Source organism: Telluria beijingensis, assembly GCF_030770395.1.
Taxonomy (GTDB): Bacteria; Pseudomonadota; Gammaproteobacteria; order Burkholderiales; family Burkholderiaceae_D; genus Telluria; species Telluria beijingensis.
The window spans coordinates 853,337-870,645 of record NZ_CP132480.1; the positions used below are offsets into that span (position 1 = coordinate 853,337).

The 17,309-nt window shown below is 64.7% G+C and carries 13 protein-coding genes and 1 pseudogene; 10 read left to right on the forward strand and 4 right to left on the reverse strand.

All coding sequences use genetic code 11. From position 1 onward, the window contains the following. Positions 1-195 precede the first annotated feature (195 nt). From Q9246_RS03800 to Q9246_RS03815, 4 genes and pseudogenes are all read left to right on the forward strand, one after another. Positions 196-692 (forward strand): annotated as a pseudogene (locus Q9246_RS03800) (Hcp family type VI secretion system effector). 459 nt (positions 693-1,151) lie between these two features. Then, the gene (locus tag Q9246_RS03805; protein ID WP_306395575.1) at positions 1,152-1,361 is read left to right on the forward strand and encodes a hypothetical protein; all 210 of its coding nucleotides are present in this window, start codon (positions 1,152-1,154) and stop codon (positions 1,359-1,361) included. A gap of 111 nt (positions 1,362-1,472) precedes the next feature. Beyond that, positions 1,473-1,925 (forward strand): YgiW/YdeI family stress tolerance OB fold protein, encoded by a 453-nt coding sequence (locus Q9246_RS03810; RefSeq protein ID WP_306395576.1) that lies wholly within the window; start codon positions 1,473-1,475, stop codon positions 1,923-1,925. Positions 1,926-1,994: 69 nt separating this feature from the next. Beyond that, positions 1,995-5,306 carry a DEAD/DEAH box helicase gene (locus tag Q9246_RS03815; RefSeq protein ID WP_306395578.1) on the forward strand — a complete coding sequence of 1,104 codons (3,312 nt, stop codon included), beginning with the start codon at positions 1,995-1,997 and terminating at the stop codon, positions 5,304-5,306. A gap of 1 nt (position 5,307) precedes the next feature. Here the strand turns inward: Q9246_RS03815 and Q9246_RS03820 are convergent, their stop codons facing one another. Further along, the gene (locus Q9246_RS03820; RefSeq protein ID WP_306395579.1) at positions 5,308-5,850 is read right to left on the reverse strand and encodes a hypothetical protein; all 543 of its coding nucleotides are present in this window, start codon (positions 5,848-5,850) and stop codon (positions 5,308-5,310) included. Positions 5,851-5,895: 45 nt separating this feature from the next. Further along, positions 5,896-6,801, reverse strand: coding sequence for a LysR family transcriptional regulator (locus Q9246_RS03825; RefSeq protein WP_306395580.1), 906 nt, complete (start codon positions 6,799-6,801; stop codon positions 5,896-5,898). Between the two features lie 153 nt (positions 6,802-6,954). Here Q9246_RS03825 and Q9246_RS03830 point away from each other — a divergent pair, with 153 nt between their 5' ends. Then, the gene (locus Q9246_RS03830; protein ID WP_306395582.1) at positions 6,955-7,704 is read left to right on the forward strand and encodes an SDR family NAD(P)-dependent oxidoreductase; all 750 of its coding nucleotides are present in this window, start codon (positions 6,955-6,957) and stop codon (positions 7,702-7,704) included. A 63-nt stretch (positions 7,705-7,767) separates the two neighbouring features. On the opposite strand, the gene Q9246_RS03835 is transcribed toward Q9246_RS03830, so the two are convergent. Further along, entirely contained in the window at positions 7,768-8,274 is a 507-nt protein-coding gene (locus Q9246_RS03835; RefSeq protein WP_306395583.1) for a host attachment protein, read from the reverse strand. A gap of 787 nt (positions 8,275-9,061) precedes the next feature. On the opposite strand from Q9246_RS03835, the gene ltrA reads away from it, so the two are divergent. Further along, positions 9,062-10,423, forward strand: coding sequence for a group II intron reverse transcriptase/maturase (gene ltrA, locus Q9246_RS03840; RefSeq protein WP_422802376.1), 1,362 nt, complete (start codon positions 9,062-9,064; stop codon positions 10,421-10,423). 108 nt (positions 10,424-10,531) lie between these two features. On the opposite strand, the gene Q9246_RS03845 is transcribed toward ltrA, so the two are convergent. Continuing rightward, on the reverse strand, positions 10,532-11,440 hold the full coding sequence (locus tag Q9246_RS03845; RefSeq protein ID WP_306395584.1) for a PEP-CTERM sorting domain-containing protein: 909 nt from the start codon (positions 11,438-11,440) through the stop codon (positions 10,532-10,534). 124 nt (positions 11,441-11,564) lie between these two features. Here Q9246_RS03845 and Q9246_RS03850 point away from each other — a divergent pair, with 124 nt between their 5' ends. The 4 genes from Q9246_RS03850 (at position 11,565) to Q9246_RS03865 (ending at position 17,078) form a co-directional block, all read left to right on the forward strand. Further along, complete coding sequence (locus Q9246_RS03850; RefSeq protein ID WP_306395585.1) at positions 11,565-12,104, forward strand: putative periplasmic lipoprotein; 540 nt, start codon at positions 11,565-11,567, stop codon at positions 12,102-12,104. A 125-nt stretch (positions 12,105-12,229) separates the two neighbouring features. Then, positions 12,230-14,482, forward strand: coding sequence for an alpha,alpha-trehalose-phosphate synthase (UDP-forming) (locus Q9246_RS03855; RefSeq protein WP_306395587.1), 2,253 nt, complete (start codon positions 12,230-12,232; stop codon positions 14,480-14,482). Then, positions 14,479-15,255 carry a trehalose-phosphatase gene (gene otsB, locus Q9246_RS03860; protein WP_306395588.1) on the forward strand — a complete coding sequence of 259 codons (777 nt, stop codon included), beginning with the start codon at positions 14,479-14,481 and terminating at the stop codon, positions 15,253-15,255. The genes Q9246_RS03855 and otsB overlap by 4 nt, the downstream gene beginning before the upstream one ends. Beyond that, positions 15,252-17,078, forward strand: coding sequence for a glycoside hydrolase family 15 protein (locus Q9246_RS03865; RefSeq protein WP_306395590.1), 1,827 nt, complete (start codon positions 15,252-15,254; stop codon positions 17,076-17,078). Before otsB ends, Q9246_RS03865 begins: the two co-directional genes overlap by 4 nt. Positions 17,079-17,309 lie beyond the last annotated feature (231 nt).

A 17,309-nucleotide genomic window follows, 5' to 3' on the forward strand; every position in this document is an offset into this window, starting at 1 on the left:
GCGAGCACGTCCATCAGTAGACATTTTCATTGTGGAATTGGGTCTCGGTAGTTTTGGATTATTGCTAGCCATATCTGGCTCCGTAATCGAGAGAAATATCCAATTTATCATCACGGAGCAAGAATTTATTGATGCTTCACAAGCGGACTCTGCATTATTTGATGCACCACATAAGCTCGAAAATCTGGAGGAGTCATGGCAATCGACGTTTATTTGCAAATCGATGGTATTAAAGGTGAGTCGCAGGACGACAGGCATAAAGACTGGATTGAATGCGCCTCAGTGAATTGGAGGCTTATTCAGCCACGTAGCGCAACCGCATCGACTGGCGGCGGACATACGGCAGAGAGAGTCGAGCTGGAAGAGGTCACGTTCGGCAAAATGGCGGACTTGTCGTCGCCGATTCTCATGCAGACCTGTGCGACGGGAAAGACCATCCCTAAAGCCAAATTTGAGTTCATGCGCGCCGACGGTAACGGAACGCCAATCAAATATTTTGAAATTGAACTGGAAAACGTGCTCATCGGCGCAATCTCGCCTGGTATCGAAGCCGGTTCGATTCTGCATGAGCACGTCAGTCTGAAATTCTCTAAGGTGAAATGGAATATACCCAGCAGAAGATCGGCGGTGGCGGTGGCGGTGGCGGTTCGACTGTCGGTGGTTGGGACTTGGCAGCCAACAAGGTTGCGTGAGCACTGCTATCAATAATCCTGGAGATGACCGGGGCGGCGTGCAAAACCTCGCTGTCCGTGATTGATGTCAGAGTATTAGTTTCTATGATTCTGCCATGATGAGGCCCAGCCTGCTCGCGGCCCTGCATCGCGAAGTCAAGTTGACGAAGCAGGGTGACGCGCGGCAAGTGTTGGAACGATACGTCGACTTCGCAGCGCTGGTCCGCGCCGTTGACGAGGCAGCATCGCGACCGCGGCTTGCCCGCGATGTGCGGCGACGCGCTACCGGCGCGGTTGCGCAAGTCTGGCAATGGCGTGCCGGTAATCCTGCTCACCGCCTTCATGCACTGGCCAACCGGGTCGAGGGCCTGGATCCGGGAGCGGGGTTGGCGTGACGCTGGATCTGCCCGCTGTGTAGATTATGTTTCTCGGGTAACGGCTTGCACTTGTATTAAGCATGCGCGGCACTATGTGCTGGGCATGCTGAAACAGAAACTCAACTGGAAGCGGCCCCTGTTTTACGTTCTCCTGCCGATCTTCTTCGTGATGGCGTTCCTGGGCTTTCCATTGCCGGTCGCGCCGCCCCCTGCCACCAAGCCGGCGCAGGAGCAGGCGGTCGTCGTGAAAAAGAAGAAGAAACGCATTGCTCTTCTGATGCGCAAGGAGGATGGCCAGGGCGATGCGCCCTGAGCCACCGTCTTCAGTTTTCTTAAGATCGGTTTAATGTCCGGCCGTTGTAATGCGCCTGTGCCTGCCGCTGACAGAGCAGGAAACCCAACAGACCACGACAAAGGACCGACCATGAAACGCTTCTACCAAATCTCTTGTATCGCCGCACTGCTCGCCGGTTCGGCCGTCGCCGTCGCCCAGAATGGCGCCGCCACCACCGCGGCGCCGGCCGCGGCCCAGCCAGCCACCCCGGCAGCCAACGCTGCACTCGCCGCCAAGCCTGCTCCGTCGGGCTATACCGGCCCCTCCGGCGCCCCCTTGATGAGCGCCAAGGACTTGCTGGCCAAGGGCAAGGACGACCAGTACGTGCGCCTGAAAGGCAAGCTGACTAGCCACAAGGGCGACGAGGACTATGAGTTCACCGATGCCAGCGGCAAGATGACGGTCGAGATCGATTCCGATCGCTTCCCGCAGGGCGTGACGGTCGACCACAACACCCTGGTCGAGCTGACCGGCGAGTTCGACAAGGAGATGTTCGGCGAATCGAAGCTCGACGTGGAGCAGATCAAGGTCGTCGGCAACTAAACTGTGCGCCGGGCAGTGTGGGCGATAATGGCGGTTCGACCGCCACGCCACGCCGCCCGCTACACAGACATGTATTACGACCACGCCGACCTGACCAGCCACTTCGATGCCGGCACCCTGCAGCGCGGGGAAGACTATGCGCGCAAGGGCAAAGTGAGGGCGGCGCGCCGCGACGGCGACAAGCTGCTCGGCGAAGTCGGCGGCAGTGGCGGTGAGCTGTACCGCCAGAGCATCCGGTTCAGCGCCGAACGCGGCGGCATCGGCTTCCAGGGCAGTTGCAGCTGCCCCATGAGCTATAACTGCAAGCACGTGGTGGCGGTGCTGCTGGCCGACCTCGAACGCCATCGGCGCGAGATGGCGCAGTCGCCGGCGGCCATCGCGGCGCGCGCCGAAACGTGGTTGCAGCAGGTCGCGCTGCTGTCCGAGACCCCGCCGGCAACCGCCGGTGCGAGCGAAGGCGCCTCCTTCAAACTGGCCTGGGTGCTGGCGCCCGACCCGGCGGGTGGCACGCCGCGCCTGCACCTGCGCCGCGCGCGTTTGCGCAGGAATGGCGACATCACCGGCACCACCCCGATCCACGACGTGCACGCCTTGCTGCGCGCGCTGCCGGCAGCGCGCGAACCTGGCGATGAAGAATTGCTGCGCCAGTTCGCGGCGCTGCAGGCGGGCGGGCTGGTGGCGAGCGATGCCGAGGCATCGGGAGCGGTCGGGGCACGCCTGCTGATCCGCCTGTGCGCCGAGCGCAGGCTGCTGGTGGCGTGGTCCGAAGACGACCTGCGGCGCGGAAGCCTGTTCTACCTGATGACCGGTCCACGGCGCGAGGCCACGCTCGGCTGGCGCTCGTTCATCGACGACGACGCCGTCCGGCTCGACTGGTTCTTCCAGGATGGCAGTCCCCAGGGCGTGCTGCCGACCGATCCACCCCTGTACCTCCACGACTACATGCTGGGCGAGCTGGCGCTGCCCGCGCCCCTCGCGGCGCTGCCGCCGCCGACGCTGGTCAAGCTGGTCGCCCAGGCCCCGCATTTGCAACCCGAGCAGCGCGCCGGCATGTCCGCGCGCCTCGCCGAGCTGGGGCTGGAGCACCTGGTGCCGCCGCCACAGGCGATCGCTACCCGGCGCCGCACCGACATCGCCCCTACGCCCTGCCTGCTACTCGACTGCATGGACGCCGGCTGGCGCCGCAATCATGACTGGCACGACCATGCACTGTTGTACTTCGAGTATGACGGCCAGTCCACGCAGGATATCGACGAACCGGCGCTGCGCCTGGTAGAGGATGGCGTGGTCCACCTCATCGAACGCGACCGGGCCGCGGAAGCCGCCGCTGCCGCCGTCCTGGCCGGCCTCGGCTTCCAGGCGCCGCCGCCAGGGTCGCCGCTGAACGATGTGCCCGGCGCGCTCACCGTGGCGGACGAAGCCGCCTGGGTCGCGTTCGCGCGCCGCGACATCCCGCGCCTGCGCGCCGCCGGCTGGCAGATCGAGATGGAAGGCGACTATCGCTACGCGCTGGCCGAGGTCGACGACTGGTACGCCGAACTCGATGAAGAAGGCGAGGGTGTCAATGCCTGGTTCTCGCTCGAACTCGGCATCGTGGTCGGCGGCGAGCGCCATGCGCTGCTGCCGCTGCTGGTGCAGATGGTGCGCGCCGCGCCGCGCGAGTTCGACGCCGCCGCGCTGGCCGCGCGCGGCGACGAAGACGATCTGCTGGTCGAACTGACGAATTTCGAGCGCGTCGCCTTGCCCTGGGGCCGGGTCAAGCCGATCCTTGTCACGCTGGGAGAACTGTACTTCGGCGAGCGCCTCGGGGACGGGGTGCGCTTGCCGGTCATGGATGCGGCCCGCCTGGCCGAACTGGAGCGCGCCGCCCGATTGCGCTGGATGGGCGGCGAACGCCTGCGCGAACTGGGCCGCAAGCTGGACGCTTTCGGCGGCATCGCGCAGGTGGCGCCGCCGGCCGGCCTGCAGGCCGCGCTGCGGCCTTATCAGCTGTCCGGCCTGGCCTGGCTGCAGTTCCTGCGCGAGTATGGCTTCGGCGGCATCCTGGCCGACGATATGGGGCTCGGAAAAACAGTGCAGACCTTGGCTCACATCCTGCTCGAGAAGGAGGCCGGACGCCTGGATGTGCCGGCCCTGGTGGTGGCGCCGACCAGCCTGATGCCGAACTGGCAGGCCGAGGCCGCGCGCTTCGCGCCTGGCCTGCGCGTGCTGCTCCTGCACGGAAAGGAGCGCGCCGCGCAGTTCGATGCCATCGGCCAGCATGACCTGGTGCTGACGACCTATCCCTTGCTGGGCCGCGACGAAGACGCGCTGCGCCGCCACCGCTATCACCTGCTCATCCTCGACGAGGCGCAATACATCAAGAACAGCCGCAGCAAGGCATCCCAGACTGCGCGCCTGCTCGACGCCCGCCATCGCCTGTGCCTGACCGGCACGCCGGTCCAGAACCACCTGGGCGAACTCTGGTCGCAGTTCAACTTCCTGATGCCGGGCCTGCTGGGCGACGAAAAAACCTTCAAGGCGCAGTTCCGCCGGCCGATCGAGCAGGAGAGCGACGTGCTGCGCAAGGACTTGCTGGCGCGCCGCGTCAAACCCTTCATGCTGCGCCGGACCAAGGACAAGGTGGCGACCGAACTGCCGCCCAAGACCGAGATAGTGCTGCCGGTCGACCTGGGCAGCGCCCAGCGCGACCTGTACGAGACGGTGCGGGTGGCGATGGACCGCAAGGTACGCGCCGAGATCGACCGCAAGGGCCTGGCGCGCAGCCACATCGTGATCCTCGAGGCCCTGCTCAAGCTGCGCCAGGTGTGCTGCGATCCGCGCCTGGTCGAACCGGCGGGCGCGGCCGGTTCGGCCAAGCTCGAGACGCTGCTGGAACTGCTCGATACCTTGATGAGCGAGGGCCGCAAGGTGCTGGTGTTCTCGCAGTTCACCAGCATGCTGGCCCTGGTCGGTGACGCCCTGCGCGCGCGCGACGTCGACTTCGTCGAACTCACCGGCAGCACGCTGGACCGCGCCGCGCCGGTCGCCGCCTTCCAGCAGGGGCAGGTGGGCGTATTCCTGATCAGCCTGAAGGCCGGCGGGGTGGGGCTGAACCTGACGGCGGCCGATACCGTGATCCACTACGACCCGTGGTGGAACCCGGCCAGCGAAAACCAGGCCACCGACCGCGCCTGGCGCATCGGCCAGCAGCAGCCGGTCTTCGTCTACAAGCTGATCGCGCGCGGCACGCTGGAAGAAAAAATCCAGGAGATGCAACGCCGCAAGGGAGAACTGGCGAACGCCGTGCTGTCCGATGAAGGCGAAAGCGAACTGGCGCCCGGCCTGCAGGCGGACGACCTGCGCGCGATCTTCGCGCTGGCGCCGTCCAAAGACGCCTGAATCAATCCTGCACCACGCTGACGCGCGCGAAGCGCAGGTTCTCGTAGACCTTGATGCGTCCGGTCAGCGGCCACCAGTCGTACAGGAAGATCTGCGCCGGGCGCCACATCGCGACCCAGCCGATGATGGTCAGGCTTTCGCGCGCGATCCTGGCGAAGTGGCCGCTGGAGAACGTCTCGATGGCCGCCGCCAGCAGCAGGCAGCTGACGACGAAGGCGATGCCGATCGCCAGGCTGATGCGGCCCTGGCGCAGCATTTGCGTCAGTTCGCCGCGCACCAGTTCCACCTTGTAGCCGTAGTAGTTGTGGATCGCGTCCGCGACCATGTCGCCCGCCTGCCCAACCGGCGGCAGCTGCTCGACGTGGATGTTCAGGTGCAGGCGGCTGGTGGGCGGCAGCGACAGCGCCCAGTTCTCGATATATGCCTCGCAGGCGTGGTCGAGGTCCTTGTTCAGGAAAGGGGCCGGATCGAGCGAGTTGAACAGCTGCTGCAGTTCGCGTACGCGCAGCTCCAGCGTATGGGTCGGTTGTTCATTGATGTGCATGCGGCAAGCGTACCGCAGGGCATCATGAGCGGCAACCGCGGCGATCTAGCCGCGCACGCGCTGCGGGAAGCATTCCGCCAGCCAGTCGATGAATACCCGCAGCCGATGCGTCAGGTGGCGGTTCTGCGGGTAGACCACGTGGAATGGGAAGCCGGCGGGGCGCCAGTCGGCGAGGATCTCGACCAGCGCGCCGTCGCGCAGGTGCTTGCCCGCGCAGTAGCTGAACGTCTGGACGATGCCCAGCCCGGCCACGGCAGCGGCCAGGTGGGCATTGCTCTCATTGATGCCGATGCGATGCTCAACCTTGATTTCCATGCTCTCGTCGCCGCGCGCAAACCTGAACGGCAGGGCGCGGCCGTTGGTCGTCAGCACGTAGCTGACCACGCGGTGGCCGTTCTTCAGTTCGTCGGGATAGGCCGGCGTGCCGAACTGTTTCAGGTAACTTGGCGCCGCGCAGGTCACCATCGTGGCGTGGCCGATGCTGCGCGCCACCAGCGACGAATCGCCCAGCCGGCCGCCGCGGATCACGCAGTGGACGTTGTCGGCGATCAGGTCCGCGGCCCGGTCCGAGACGCCGAGCTCGATCCGGATATCGGGATAGCGCGCCAGGAATTCGGGCAGCGCCGGCAGCAGGACGTCGCTGGCGGTCGACGAGCCGATGTCGATGCGCAGCTGGCCACGCGGCTTGGCGCGCGCGATATCGAAGGACGTGTCGATTTCTTCCAGGTCGGACAGGATGCGCGCCGTTTTTTCATAGTAGTCGCGGCCCTCGGGCGTGACCGTCACGCGGCGCGTCGTACGCTGCAGCAGCCGCGCGCCAAGATGGGTTTCCAATTCGCGCACCAGCTTGCTCAAGGTGGCGTTCGGCATGTTCAGCGAATCGGCGGCGCGGGTAAAGCTGCCGGCTTCGACGACGCGGCCGAAGGCGCGCAGGGCGAGTAGTTGGTCCACGGCTGTTCTTTCAAAGCTAGATTATCTCTGTATGTAAATAATGTATTTCATCTTTCAGGATTTATCAATAAACGGGCGAGGGCTACAGTGTATCCATGCCTGCAGTACATGACAGGCGGGACATGAACCCCTAACCACTGAAAGGATGACCCCATGAGTACCCAACTGAACGGCAAGATCGCTCTCATCACCGGCGGCACCACCGGCATCGGCCTGGCAACGGCGCAGGAATTCGCGGCCCAGGGCGCGCGCGTCTACATCACCGGCCGCCGCCAGGCCGAACTGGACGCCGCGGTCGCCGCCATTGGCCCGGCCGCGACCGGCATTCGCGCCGATGCAGCCAGCCTGGCCGACCTGGATACGGTGTATGCGCAGATCGCACGCGATGCGGGCCGGATCGACGTCCTGTTCGCGAATGCCGGCGGCGGCGACATGCTGCCGCTCGGCGCCATCACCGAAGAACACTTCGACCGCATCTTCGGCACCAATGTGCGCGGCCTGCTGTTCACCGTGCAGAAGGCGTTGGCGCTGCTGGCCGACGGCGGATCGATCATTCTCACCGCGTCGACTACTTCGGTGCAGGGCACGGCCGGCTTCAGCGTCTACAGCGCCAGCAAGGCGGCGGTGCGCAACTTCGCCCGCTCCTGGGCGATGGACCTGAAGGAGCGCGGCATCCGCGTCAACGTCATCAGCCCCGGCCCGATTCGCACGCCGGGACTGGGCGGCCTGGTCGACGATGCCAGCCGCCAGGGCCTGTTCGATCACCTGGCCGCGCAAGTGCCGATGGGCCGCCTGGGCGAGCCGGAAGAAATCGGCAAGGCCGTGGCCTTCCTGGCCTCCAGCGCCGCCAGCTACATCAACGGCATCGAGCTGTTCGTCGATGGCGGGATGGTCCAGGTCTGAGGCGCCGCCATGAAAAAGGCCCGCCGGGAAGGGCGGGCCTGCGAGCAAAAAGAAAGCGCCGGTTTACGCCGACTTGTCCTGGTGCGCATCGAGCTGGGCGCGCAATTCCTGGCCGTTCGAATGCGTGTAGTCCTTGTTCACTTCGCGCTTGATCAGCGCCTTGAGCTGCGGATCGATCTTGTCGCGCAGCACGCCGAGGAACTCGGGCGAGGCAGCCACGATCAGTTGCTGGAAACGGCCGGCCTGGTGCGCCTGCTGCAAGTAGTGCGAAATATCCTTGGCAAACTTTTGCGCCTCGTGCTCGGCTGGCGTGACGGCGGGCTGGTAGTCGTTGCCCGGCGCGCCAGCCGGGGCTGCATGCTCGAAGCCGCCGCCCTGGCCGCCGCCGATATTGTGGCCGCTATTGTGGGCCGAGCGCGGGCTCATCTTGTCGGTGACGGTATCCAGCACGCGCTGCTGGGCGGCCGGATTGACCAGGTCGTCCACCTCCTGCAAGGCTTGCTTGTTGTCGGCGTCGGAAAAAATACGTGCACGGCCCGCATTGGCTGCGATGGTCCAGGTTGTTGGCATATTACCCCCTGTAAAAATGGTGTGATGGCAATCGCCAGCGGCATGGTCCCGGATAAGGTTGAGCTGGGACTTCTGCATGGCGACAAGTGACGATTCAGTATAGCCCTGCGCAAAAATGCCCGGCGCACCGCCTGCTCTGGTGCGTATGCCTTGCACCAGTGAAACAGGCAATAGAACAATTTCTTCTCGGACGTGTATTAACTAACGGACGGGGGGATGCGTGCGCGGCATCATGGAACCATCGTTCACAAGCATGCGAAAGGAGTTCATCATGGGTAAGTATTTCATCGGTTGGCTGCTGGGTATTCCTGCTGTCGTCCTCGTCATCCTGTACTTCATCTTTGGCTGATCGAGTGGGTTGTACAAAGCAAAAACGCCACCTTCGCGGTGGCGTTTCCTTTGTGCGCCCAGCATGGGCGCACTCTTGTGGGTGAAAGTCCCGCCGCAAGCTGACCATAGTGAGCGAAGTGAAGCGCAACTGCACGAGGGCGACTGAGTGTGGGGAGGAAGCGTGGATCGAAACTGCGAGCCGATGAACAAGAATCGGATATAAGGCGCTGCCGAGTAGGGCGAGTGGGCAAAGAACCGCAAAGCCCTTGTGGTCAAGGCGAAGTGGCGTAGATCCGGCGGTTGTGCAGTGAAGGAGTGCGTTCTTACCTGGGGAGATCTCGCCTTGTGCCTGAAAGGGCGACGGAAAAAAAAATCCGGAGCGAGAAGTCAGCAGAGGTCGTAGTAGCCGCATCCCGGGCGAAGGACCGAACGAGTAGGAGTGTCCAACACCTTGTCGATGAATCGTGTACGGCATCAGATGCCCGCATCAGCGGGGCGGGGCGCGGTAAGGCGGGGTGAAGCCTCGTCCACAGCGATCAGCGATGAAACACGGCTCCCGCGGCAGGAACTGGAAGACACGGGGCGAGACTTGCTCACGCAAGCGCTCGCGAGGGAGAACATGCAACGCGCGTGGAAACGCGTGAAGGCGAACAAAGGAGCCGCAGGCGTCGATGGTCTGGACATTGCTCTGACCGGACAACACCTGAAGCACGCTTGGCCTGCCATCAAGCAGCAACTACTGGCAGGCACGTATCGGCCCATGCCGGTGCGGCGCGTCGGCATTCCGAAGCCGGATGGAAGTGAACGTGAGCTGGGGATACCTACCGTGACCGACCGTCTGATTCAGCAGGCACTATTGCAGGTGCTACAACCGTTGATCGATCCCACCTTTAGTGAACACAGCCATGGGTTTCGGCCCGGCCGGCGTGCGCGTGATGCCGTGCTGGCAGCACAGCAGTACGTGCAGGAAGGTTATTGCATCGTGGTCGATGTCGATCTGTCGAAGTTCTTCGATCGGGTCAATCACGACATCCTGATGGACCGTCTAAGGAAACGCGTGAATGACGCCGGAGTCATCCGGCTGATACGCGCCTACCTGAACGCGGGCATCATGGATGGCGGCGTGGTGGTCGAGCGCGCTGAAGGTACGCCGCAAGGCGGGCCGCTCTCGCCGCTGCTGGCCAATGTGCTTCTCGACGAAGTGGATCGTGAGCTGGAACGCAGGGGCCACCGCTTTGCCCGCTATGCCGATGACTGCAACGTATATGTGCGCAGCCAGAAGGCCGGCGAGCGGGTGATGGCCCTGCTCAAGCGTCGATACGACAAGCTGCACTTGAAGATCAACGAATCGAAAAGCGCGGTAGACCGGGTGTTTGGCCGCAAATTTCTGGGTTACGCACTATGGATGGCCCCGAAAGGCGAGGTAAAGCGCGCGGTGTCGAAGAAGGCGCTGGAGAGCTTCCGGCAGCGGATCAGGCAACTGACCCGCCGGTCTGGCGGTCGCAGCATCGACCAGGTGATTGGAAAGCTGCGGTCTTATGTACTGGGATGGAAAGGCTACTTCGGATTGGCGCAAACTCCGCGCGTCCTGCGTGAGTTGGACGAGTGGATGCGCCACCGACTACGTGCCATCCACCTCAAGCACTGGAAGCGTGGCCCGACGATCTACCGGGAGCTGCTGAAACTAGGGGCGAAACCGAAGGTAGCTCTGCTAGTGGCGGGAAACAGCAGTCGCTGGTGGCGCAACAGCCGCTTAGCCTTGAACAACATACTGACGATCGCCTACTTTGATCGTCTTGGCATGCCTCGATTAACATGACCACAACTACTCGAACCGCCCGGTGCGGACCCGCATGCCGGGTGGTGTGGCAGGGGACCGGTCAGTCTATCTGACCGCCCCTATGCCGATTATAGCGCGATGCCAGCCTCACGCCGCCCGGCGCACCGGCTCCGGTCGCGCGTCAAAAGCCAGTTGCTCGGCCGCGATGGCCTGCAGAGCAGCAGCGATTCCGGCATCGATGCCGAGTTCGCGTGCGATCGGATCGTCGGCGCCGAGCGCACGTGGATCGCGGCCGGTGACGCTGCCGAAGATGGTCAGCGCTTCCAGGTAGTAGCCGTACACGCTGCCGTGATAGGCATCCTCTCCCCATAGATCGACCTGGCCGGCCGGGATGCCGCGGTAGGGATTGGCGGCGGCCACGCCGCCCGCGATTGCGCGGTTCCACGCCTCGCCGACCGGGATCACGCCGGCGATCAGGGGCGACGCGGCCAGGGCCGCATCGTGGCCGCGGCGCACGTCCAGCGCCATCTGCCCGATCGGCTTGCCATACCAGGCGCCGCTGCTTTGCCAGGTCTGGTCGGCGCGCGACCAGGTCGCGGTCAGGCGCACGTCGACTTGTGGATTGTGCTGGTGGAAGACCTTGGCCAGCAAGCCGCTGTAACGGATCAGCTTGCCCGGATCGCCGGGCTTGTCCTGGTCCAGCGTGCTATAGCCTTGCAGCAGCACGATATCCCACGGCCTGGCGATCAGGCCATGGCGCTCCCGGTAATGAAAGTCGAGCCCGGCGCCGCCTTCTGTCTCCAGGCTCACGTCGTAGTGCAATCCGGCCCGCTCCGTCATCGCCTTGAACAGCGCCGGGACACCGCCGATCTTCGTGCCATTGAGGTCCGTCACGGTGTGCGGACGGAATGCCTGCACCGGCGGCGCGCCGGCGCCATAGGTAAAGCTGTTGCCGACGAACAGGATGGTGGTGGCGCTGGACAAGGGAGACAGAGTCATGGCGAAGAGGGTAAATAGGAGGGCGCCGCTGCGGCGCAGGCGATCGGAAATGGACACGGACTGACCTATCTTGAATGTGGGAATGCCAGTGTGCAAGGAATATAAGCGAGGAAGCAAGCACGATTTCCGCAGCTGCCCGCGTGCTACTCTTGCTGTTCGTCCAATAACAACCTGGAATCCAATGAAAGCCATCCTTCCTGTCCTTGCCGTCACTACCTTGATCGCCGGCTGCGCCGCCACCCCGGCGCCAGGCGATTCGCGCGACCAGTTCATGGCCACCCTGCAAAGCATGTGCGGCCAGCGCTTCGAAGGCGCGCAGTCGTATGCGGTCGATCCGAACAATGAATTCGCCGGCAAGAAGATCTCGACCCAGGTCAATTGCAGCCCGACGGAGATCCGGATGCCGGTACAGGTCGGCGAAGACCGTTCGCGCACCTGGATCTTCACCCGCCCCACGGCCGGACTCGAACTGCGCCACGACCACCGCCACGCCGACGGCACGCCGGACAAGGTGACGATGTATGGCGGCATGGCGAAGGAGGGTGGCAGCGCCCGTTCCCAGGCCTTCCTGGCAGATAAGTACACGGCCGACCTGGTGCCCGGCGCCGAGACGAATGTCTGGACCGTCAGCCTCAGCGAAGATGGCAAGACCCTGACCTACCGCCTCGAGCGGCATGCCAAGCCGCGCGCGGAATTCGTCCTGCAGCGCGTGCCGGGATAATTGCTGCGGGGCGGCGCGCCGCCCGGTGCCGGTCTGATGTTGCAGTGCGCAACGTTGCGACATGATAATTTGCAAATAGCTATACTCGATCGGTCGGCGACGTCGTCCCATCCTGAAGGAGCTTCATGCAGTTCAGATCGGCACAACTATCCATGCGCTTCATCGTCCCGCTGGCCCTGGTGCTGGCGTTGTTCGGTTATTTCGCGATTCCCTGGATGGAAAGTCTTACCGTGCGCTGGTTCGTACGGGATCTCGATACACGGTCCCAACTGGTGTCGAGCACGCTTCAACAGCCGTTGCTCAACTACCTCGAGGACAACGATTCCGCGCGCATCAATGACGCCTTCAACCGCGCGATCCAGGACGAGCGCCTGTTTGCGCTGGCCTACTGCGACCCGTCGGGCGCGCTGCGCTACCGCACCGATACCTACCCGGACTCGCTCGGCTGCCGCCAGGGCGCCGAAGGCGAGGCCGCGAATCCGGTCGTGCGCCTGCCGCAGGGACCGGTCCACGTCTCCAGCCGCACGCTGACCCAGGACGGCGTCGCCGCTGGCAGCCTGGTGCTGGTGCAGGACATGAGCTTCATCGAGCGCCGCAGCGAAGACACCCAGAAATACATCATCGGCCTGTTCGTCGTGCTGGCCGGCGCCATCTCCCTGATCACGGTGCTGATCGCCCACCTGAGCTGGCACGGCTGGCTCAACGGCGTGCGCGAGATGCTGCGCGGCGAGCTGTCGCCGCGCCCGCCGGGCCCCATGCCGCCCGAGATCGCCCCGCTGGCCAGCGAGCTGCGGGCCCTGCTCAGCGAATACAACCGCGAGCTGCAGGGCAGCGGCGTGGAGTCGCAGCCCTGGGGCGCCGATACCCTCAAGACCCTGCTGAACCAGGACCTGGCCGGCGACGAGATCCTGGTGGTCTCTAACCGCGAACCGTATATCCACGTGAACACGCCGAACGGCGTCAAGGTGCAGCGCCCGGCCAGCGGCCTGGTAACGGCGGTCGAAGCCGTGATGCGCGCCTGTTCCGGCACCTGGATCGCGCACGGCGCCGGCTCGGCCGACCGCGCCACGGTCGATGCCAACGACCATGTGCGGGTGCCGCCCGAGCATCCGAGCTATACGTTGCGCCGCGTCTGGCTGTCGAAGGAAGAAGAGCAGGGCTATTACTATGGCTTCGCCAACGAGGGCCTGTGGCCGCTGTGCCATATCGCCCACGTGCGGCCCGTGTTCCGCTCGTCCGACTGGGCCGAATACGTCAAGGTCAACCAGCGCTTCGCCGACGCCGTGATCGCGGAGGCGCGCTCCGACAATCCGGTGGTGCTGGTCCAGGATTACCACTTCGCCCTGCTGCCGCGCATGGTGCGCGCCGTGCTTCCGAAGGCGACCATCATCACCTTCTGGCACATTCCCTGGCCGAACCCGGAATCGTTCGGCATCTGCCCGTGGCGCGAAGAGATCCTCGACGGCATGCTGGGCAGCACCATCCTCGGTTTCCATACGCCGTTCCACCGCAAGAACTTCCTCGATACCGTGGACCGCTATCTGGAAACCCGGATCGAGAACGAGGCCTCGACGGTCAGCTACGGCAACGAGCTGACCCAGGTGAAACCGTATCCGATCTCGATCGCCTGGCCGCAACCGGGCCCCGACGAATGCGACGTGGCGGCCTGCCGCGCACAGGTCCGCCAGGCGCTGGCGCTGCCAGAAGACCAACTTCTGGGCATCGGCGTCGACCGCCTCGATTACACCAAGGGCATCGTCGAGCGCTTCCAGGCGGTCGAGCGCATGCTCGAACTGCATCCCGACATGGTGGGCAAATTCACCTTCGTGCAGATCGCGGCGCCCACCCGCTCGTCGCTCGACGAATACCAGAACTTCGAAGCGCGGGTGCGCGCGCTGGCCCAGCGCATCAACCAGCGCTTTTCCAGCGGCAGCTACCTGCCGATCATCCTCAAGACCGAACACCATGAACAGGACCAGTTGCGCGCGTATTTCCGCGCGTCCGAGGTGTGCAGCGTAACCAGCCTGCACGATGGCATGAACCTGGTGGCCAAGGAATTCATCGCCTCGCGCGACGACGAGCAGGGCGTGCTGATCCTGAGCCAGTTCACCGGCGCCGCGCGCGAGCTGCACGAGGCGCTGATCGTCAACCCGTATCACATCGAGGAGGGCGCCGAGGCCCTGTACCGCGCGCTGCGCATGCCGCAGGACGAGCAGCGCGAGCGGATGCGCAGCATGCGGGTGCGGGTGCGCGACTTCAACGTCTATCGCTGGGCCGGCCGCATGCTGCAGGACGCGGCGCGCCTGCGCCAGCGCGAGCGGGTGCGCTCGCGCATCAATACGTTGAGCCAGAACCGGGTGCGAAAGGGGGAGGCATGACCGAGACCATGACCATGCAGGACGAACAGGCGGCGCTGGACCTGCTGGCCGCCCCCGATTGCGCGCTATTCCTCGACTTCGACGGCACGCTGGTGGACATCGCGCCGCGCCCGGACCAGGTGGTGGTGACGCCCGGCCTGCTGGCCGCGCTCGGGGCGCTGCAGCAGCGGCTGGCGGGCCGGCTGGCCATCGTGTCCGGCCGTCCGGTCGCCGAGCTCGACCGGATGCTGGCGCCGTTGGCGTTGCCGGCCGCCGGCGTGCACGGGATGGAACGGCGCGGGTTCGACGGCGTGCTGCGCCAGCTGCCGTCTCCCGATTTCACGGCGGTGCGGACCGAGGCCCACGCCCTGGCCGCGCGCCATCCCGGCCTGTGGGTCGAGGAAAAGCATGGCGCGCTGGCCCTGCATTACAGGCAGGCGCCGGAGCTGCAGGCGCTGTGCGTCGAGACCATGGAGGCGGCGGTGCGCACCAGCCTGGGCCTGCTGCTCATGGAAGGCAAGATGATCGTCGAGATCAAGGCGGCCGGCGTCAGCAAGGGCACCGCGATCCGCGACTTTTTGGCCGAGCCGCCGTTCGCCGGCTACCGGCCCCTGTTCATCGGCGACGACACCACGGACGAGGCCGGTTTCGACCACGTCCAGCGCGTCGGCGGGATCGGCCTCAAGGTCGGCCCCGGGCCGAGCGTGGCCAGCTGCCGCATCGCATCGAGCCAGGCCGTGCGCGATGCGCTGGCGCAGGCCGCCACGTCAACCATTGGAAAGGACACAGCATGAACGATGTATCCCAACAACCGGGTTCGACCGCAGTGAACGACGCCCCGGGTTCCCTCGACTGCGGCGTGGTCGGCAACTGCGCCTTCAGCGCCATGATCGACCGCATGGGCCGGATGGTGTGGTGCTGCCTGCCGCGCTTCGACGGCGATCCGGTCTTCAACGCGCTGCTCGACCCGAGCGAGAACGGCAGCCTGTGGAGCATCGAGCTCGAAGGCGTCGTGCGTAGCGAGCAGGTGTATGAGCCGAACACGGCGGTGCTGCGCACGCGCCTGATCGACGGCGCCGGCAACGGCATCGAGATCACCGATTTCGCGCCGCGCTTCCTGAGCCGCGACCGCATGTTCCGGCCCCTGATGCTGGTGCGGCGCGTGAAGCCGCTCGGCGTCGGCGTGCGGGTGCGCGTGAAACTGCGGCCGCGTTTCGAGTACGGCGCCAAGCTGCCCGAGATCACGCAAGGCAGCCACCACATCCGCTACGTCGGGCCCGACCAGACCCTGCGCCTGAACACCGATGCGTCGCTCAGCTATGTGCTTGCCGAATCGTTCTTCCTGCTCGACCGGCCGGTGAACTTCATGCTGGGACCGGACGAGACCCTGGCCGACGGCATCCAGGACACCGCCCACCGTTTCGAGAAAGAGACCATCGGCTACTGGCGCACCTGGTCGCGCCGCCTGGCCCTGCCGCTCGAATGGCAGGACGTCGTGATCCGGGCCGCGATCACGCTCAAGCTGTCGCTGTACGAAGACACCGGCGCCATCATCGCCGCCATGACCACCAGCATTCCGGAAGCGCCCGGCAGCGAGCGCAACTGGGACTACCGCTTCTGCTGGCTGCGCGACGCCTTCTTCGTGATCCGGGCCCTGAACAGCCTGTCCGAAGTCGGGACCATGGAAGACTATCTGCGCTGGCTAAGCAATGTGGTGGCGCGCGCCAAGGGCGGGCATATCCAGCCGCTGTACGGCATCGGGCTCGAGGAGCAGTTGCCGGAGTCGATCGTCGACGCATTGCCCGGCTACCGCAACCACCGCCCGGTCCGCATCGGCAACCAGGCGCAAGAACACTTCCAGCACGATGTGTACGGCAATATCGTGCTCGGCGCGGCCCAGGCCTTCTTCGACCATCGCCTGTTCCGGCGTGCCGGCTATGCCGAGTTCTGCCAGCTGGAAGCGGTCGGCGAACAGGCTTTCCGCGTGTGGGCCGAACCGGATGCCGGCATGTGGGAATTGCGCACCCGGGCCCGCGTGCACACCTCGTCGGTGCTGATGAACTGGGCCGCCTGCGACCGCCTGGCCAAGATCGCCGAAGAGCTGGAGCGGCCCGACCGCGCCGCCTTCTGGGCCGAGCGCGCCGAGCTGATCCGCGAGCGCCTGCTGAAAGAAGCCTGGAGCGAGGAACGCCAGGCCTTCGCCGAAAGCCTGGGCGGGCGCGACCTGGACGCCAGCGTGCTCTTGATGGCCGAGATCAATTTCATCGACCCGAAAGATCCACGCTTCGTTGCCACCGTCGACGCCCTGGAAAAATACCTGTGCGACGGCCCGTACATGCGGCGCTACGAAGCGCCGGACGACTTCGGCGTGCCGGAGACGGCCTTCAATATCTGCACCTTCTGGCGCATCGATGCGCTGGCGCGGATCGGACGCAGGGACGAAGCGCGCGAGGTATTCGAAGCAATGCTGGCGGCGCGCAACCACCTGGGGCTGCTGTCGGAAGATACGCACCCGGTCACGGGCGAGATGTGGGGCAATTTCCCACAAACATATTCGATGGTCGGCTTGATCAATTGCGCCATGCGCCTATCGAAGTCCTGGAATAGCGTCGTCTAGGCGCTAGACAAATGTTCAATAACGCAACAGCTCGAGTGTTGCGTTATTGACTACAAAACTTTATGATTTGACGCCCGACGGATGCGCTAGTATCGCAGGTGTCGCGGCGTCAGCTTCCCGTCGCATGGGCATGCAGGCAGGGTCAAGTGCTTTCCAGGAGGAACGCACGATTGAAATTTCAACCAGATTGCTTGAGGTATAATTTCCTGGTCAAAAAATTATCCAACAGGA

Bases quoted from the DNA above. Each gene is read 5' to 3' on its own strand.
- Q9246_RS03805 (WP_306395575.1), top strand. From the start codon at position 1,152: ATGCTGAAACAGAAACTCAACTGGAAGCGGCCCCTGTTTTACGTTCTC.
- Q9246_RS03810 (WP_306395576.1), top strand. From the start codon at position 1,473: ATGAAACGCTTCTACCAAATCTCTTGTATCGCCGCACTGCTCGCCGGT.
- Q9246_RS03815 (WP_306395578.1), top strand. From the start codon at position 1,995: ATGTATTACGACCACGCCGACCTGACCAGCCACTTCGATGCCGGCACC.
- Q9246_RS03820 (WP_306395579.1), bottom strand. From the start codon at position 5,850: ATGCACATCAATGAACAACCGACCCATACGCTGGAGCTGCGCGTACGC.
- Q9246_RS03830 (WP_306395582.1), top strand. From the start codon at position 6,955: ATGAGTACCCAACTGAACGGCAAGATCGCTCTCATCACCGGCGGCACC.
- Q9246_RS03835 (WP_306395583.1), bottom strand. From the start codon at position 8,274: ATGCCAACAACCTGGACCATCGCAGCCAATGCGGGCCGTGCACGTATT.
- ltrA (WP_422802376.1), top strand. From the start codon at position 9,062: ATGAATCGTGTACGGCATCAGATGCCCGCATCAGCGGGGCGGGGCGCG.
- Q9246_RS03850 (WP_306395585.1), top strand. From the start codon at position 11,565: ATGAAAGCCATCCTTCCTGTCCTTGCCGTCACTACCTTGATCGCCGGC.
- Q9246_RS03855 (WP_306395587.1), top strand. From the start codon at position 12,230: ATGCAGTTCAGATCGGCACAACTATCCATGCGCTTCATCGTCCCGCTG.
- otsB (WP_306395588.1), top strand. From the start codon at position 14,479: ATGACCGAGACCATGACCATGCAGGACGAACAGGCGGCGCTGGACCTG.
- Q9246_RS03865 (WP_306395590.1), top strand. From the start codon at position 15,252: ATGAACGATGTATCCCAACAACCGGGTTCGACCGCAGTGAACGACGCC.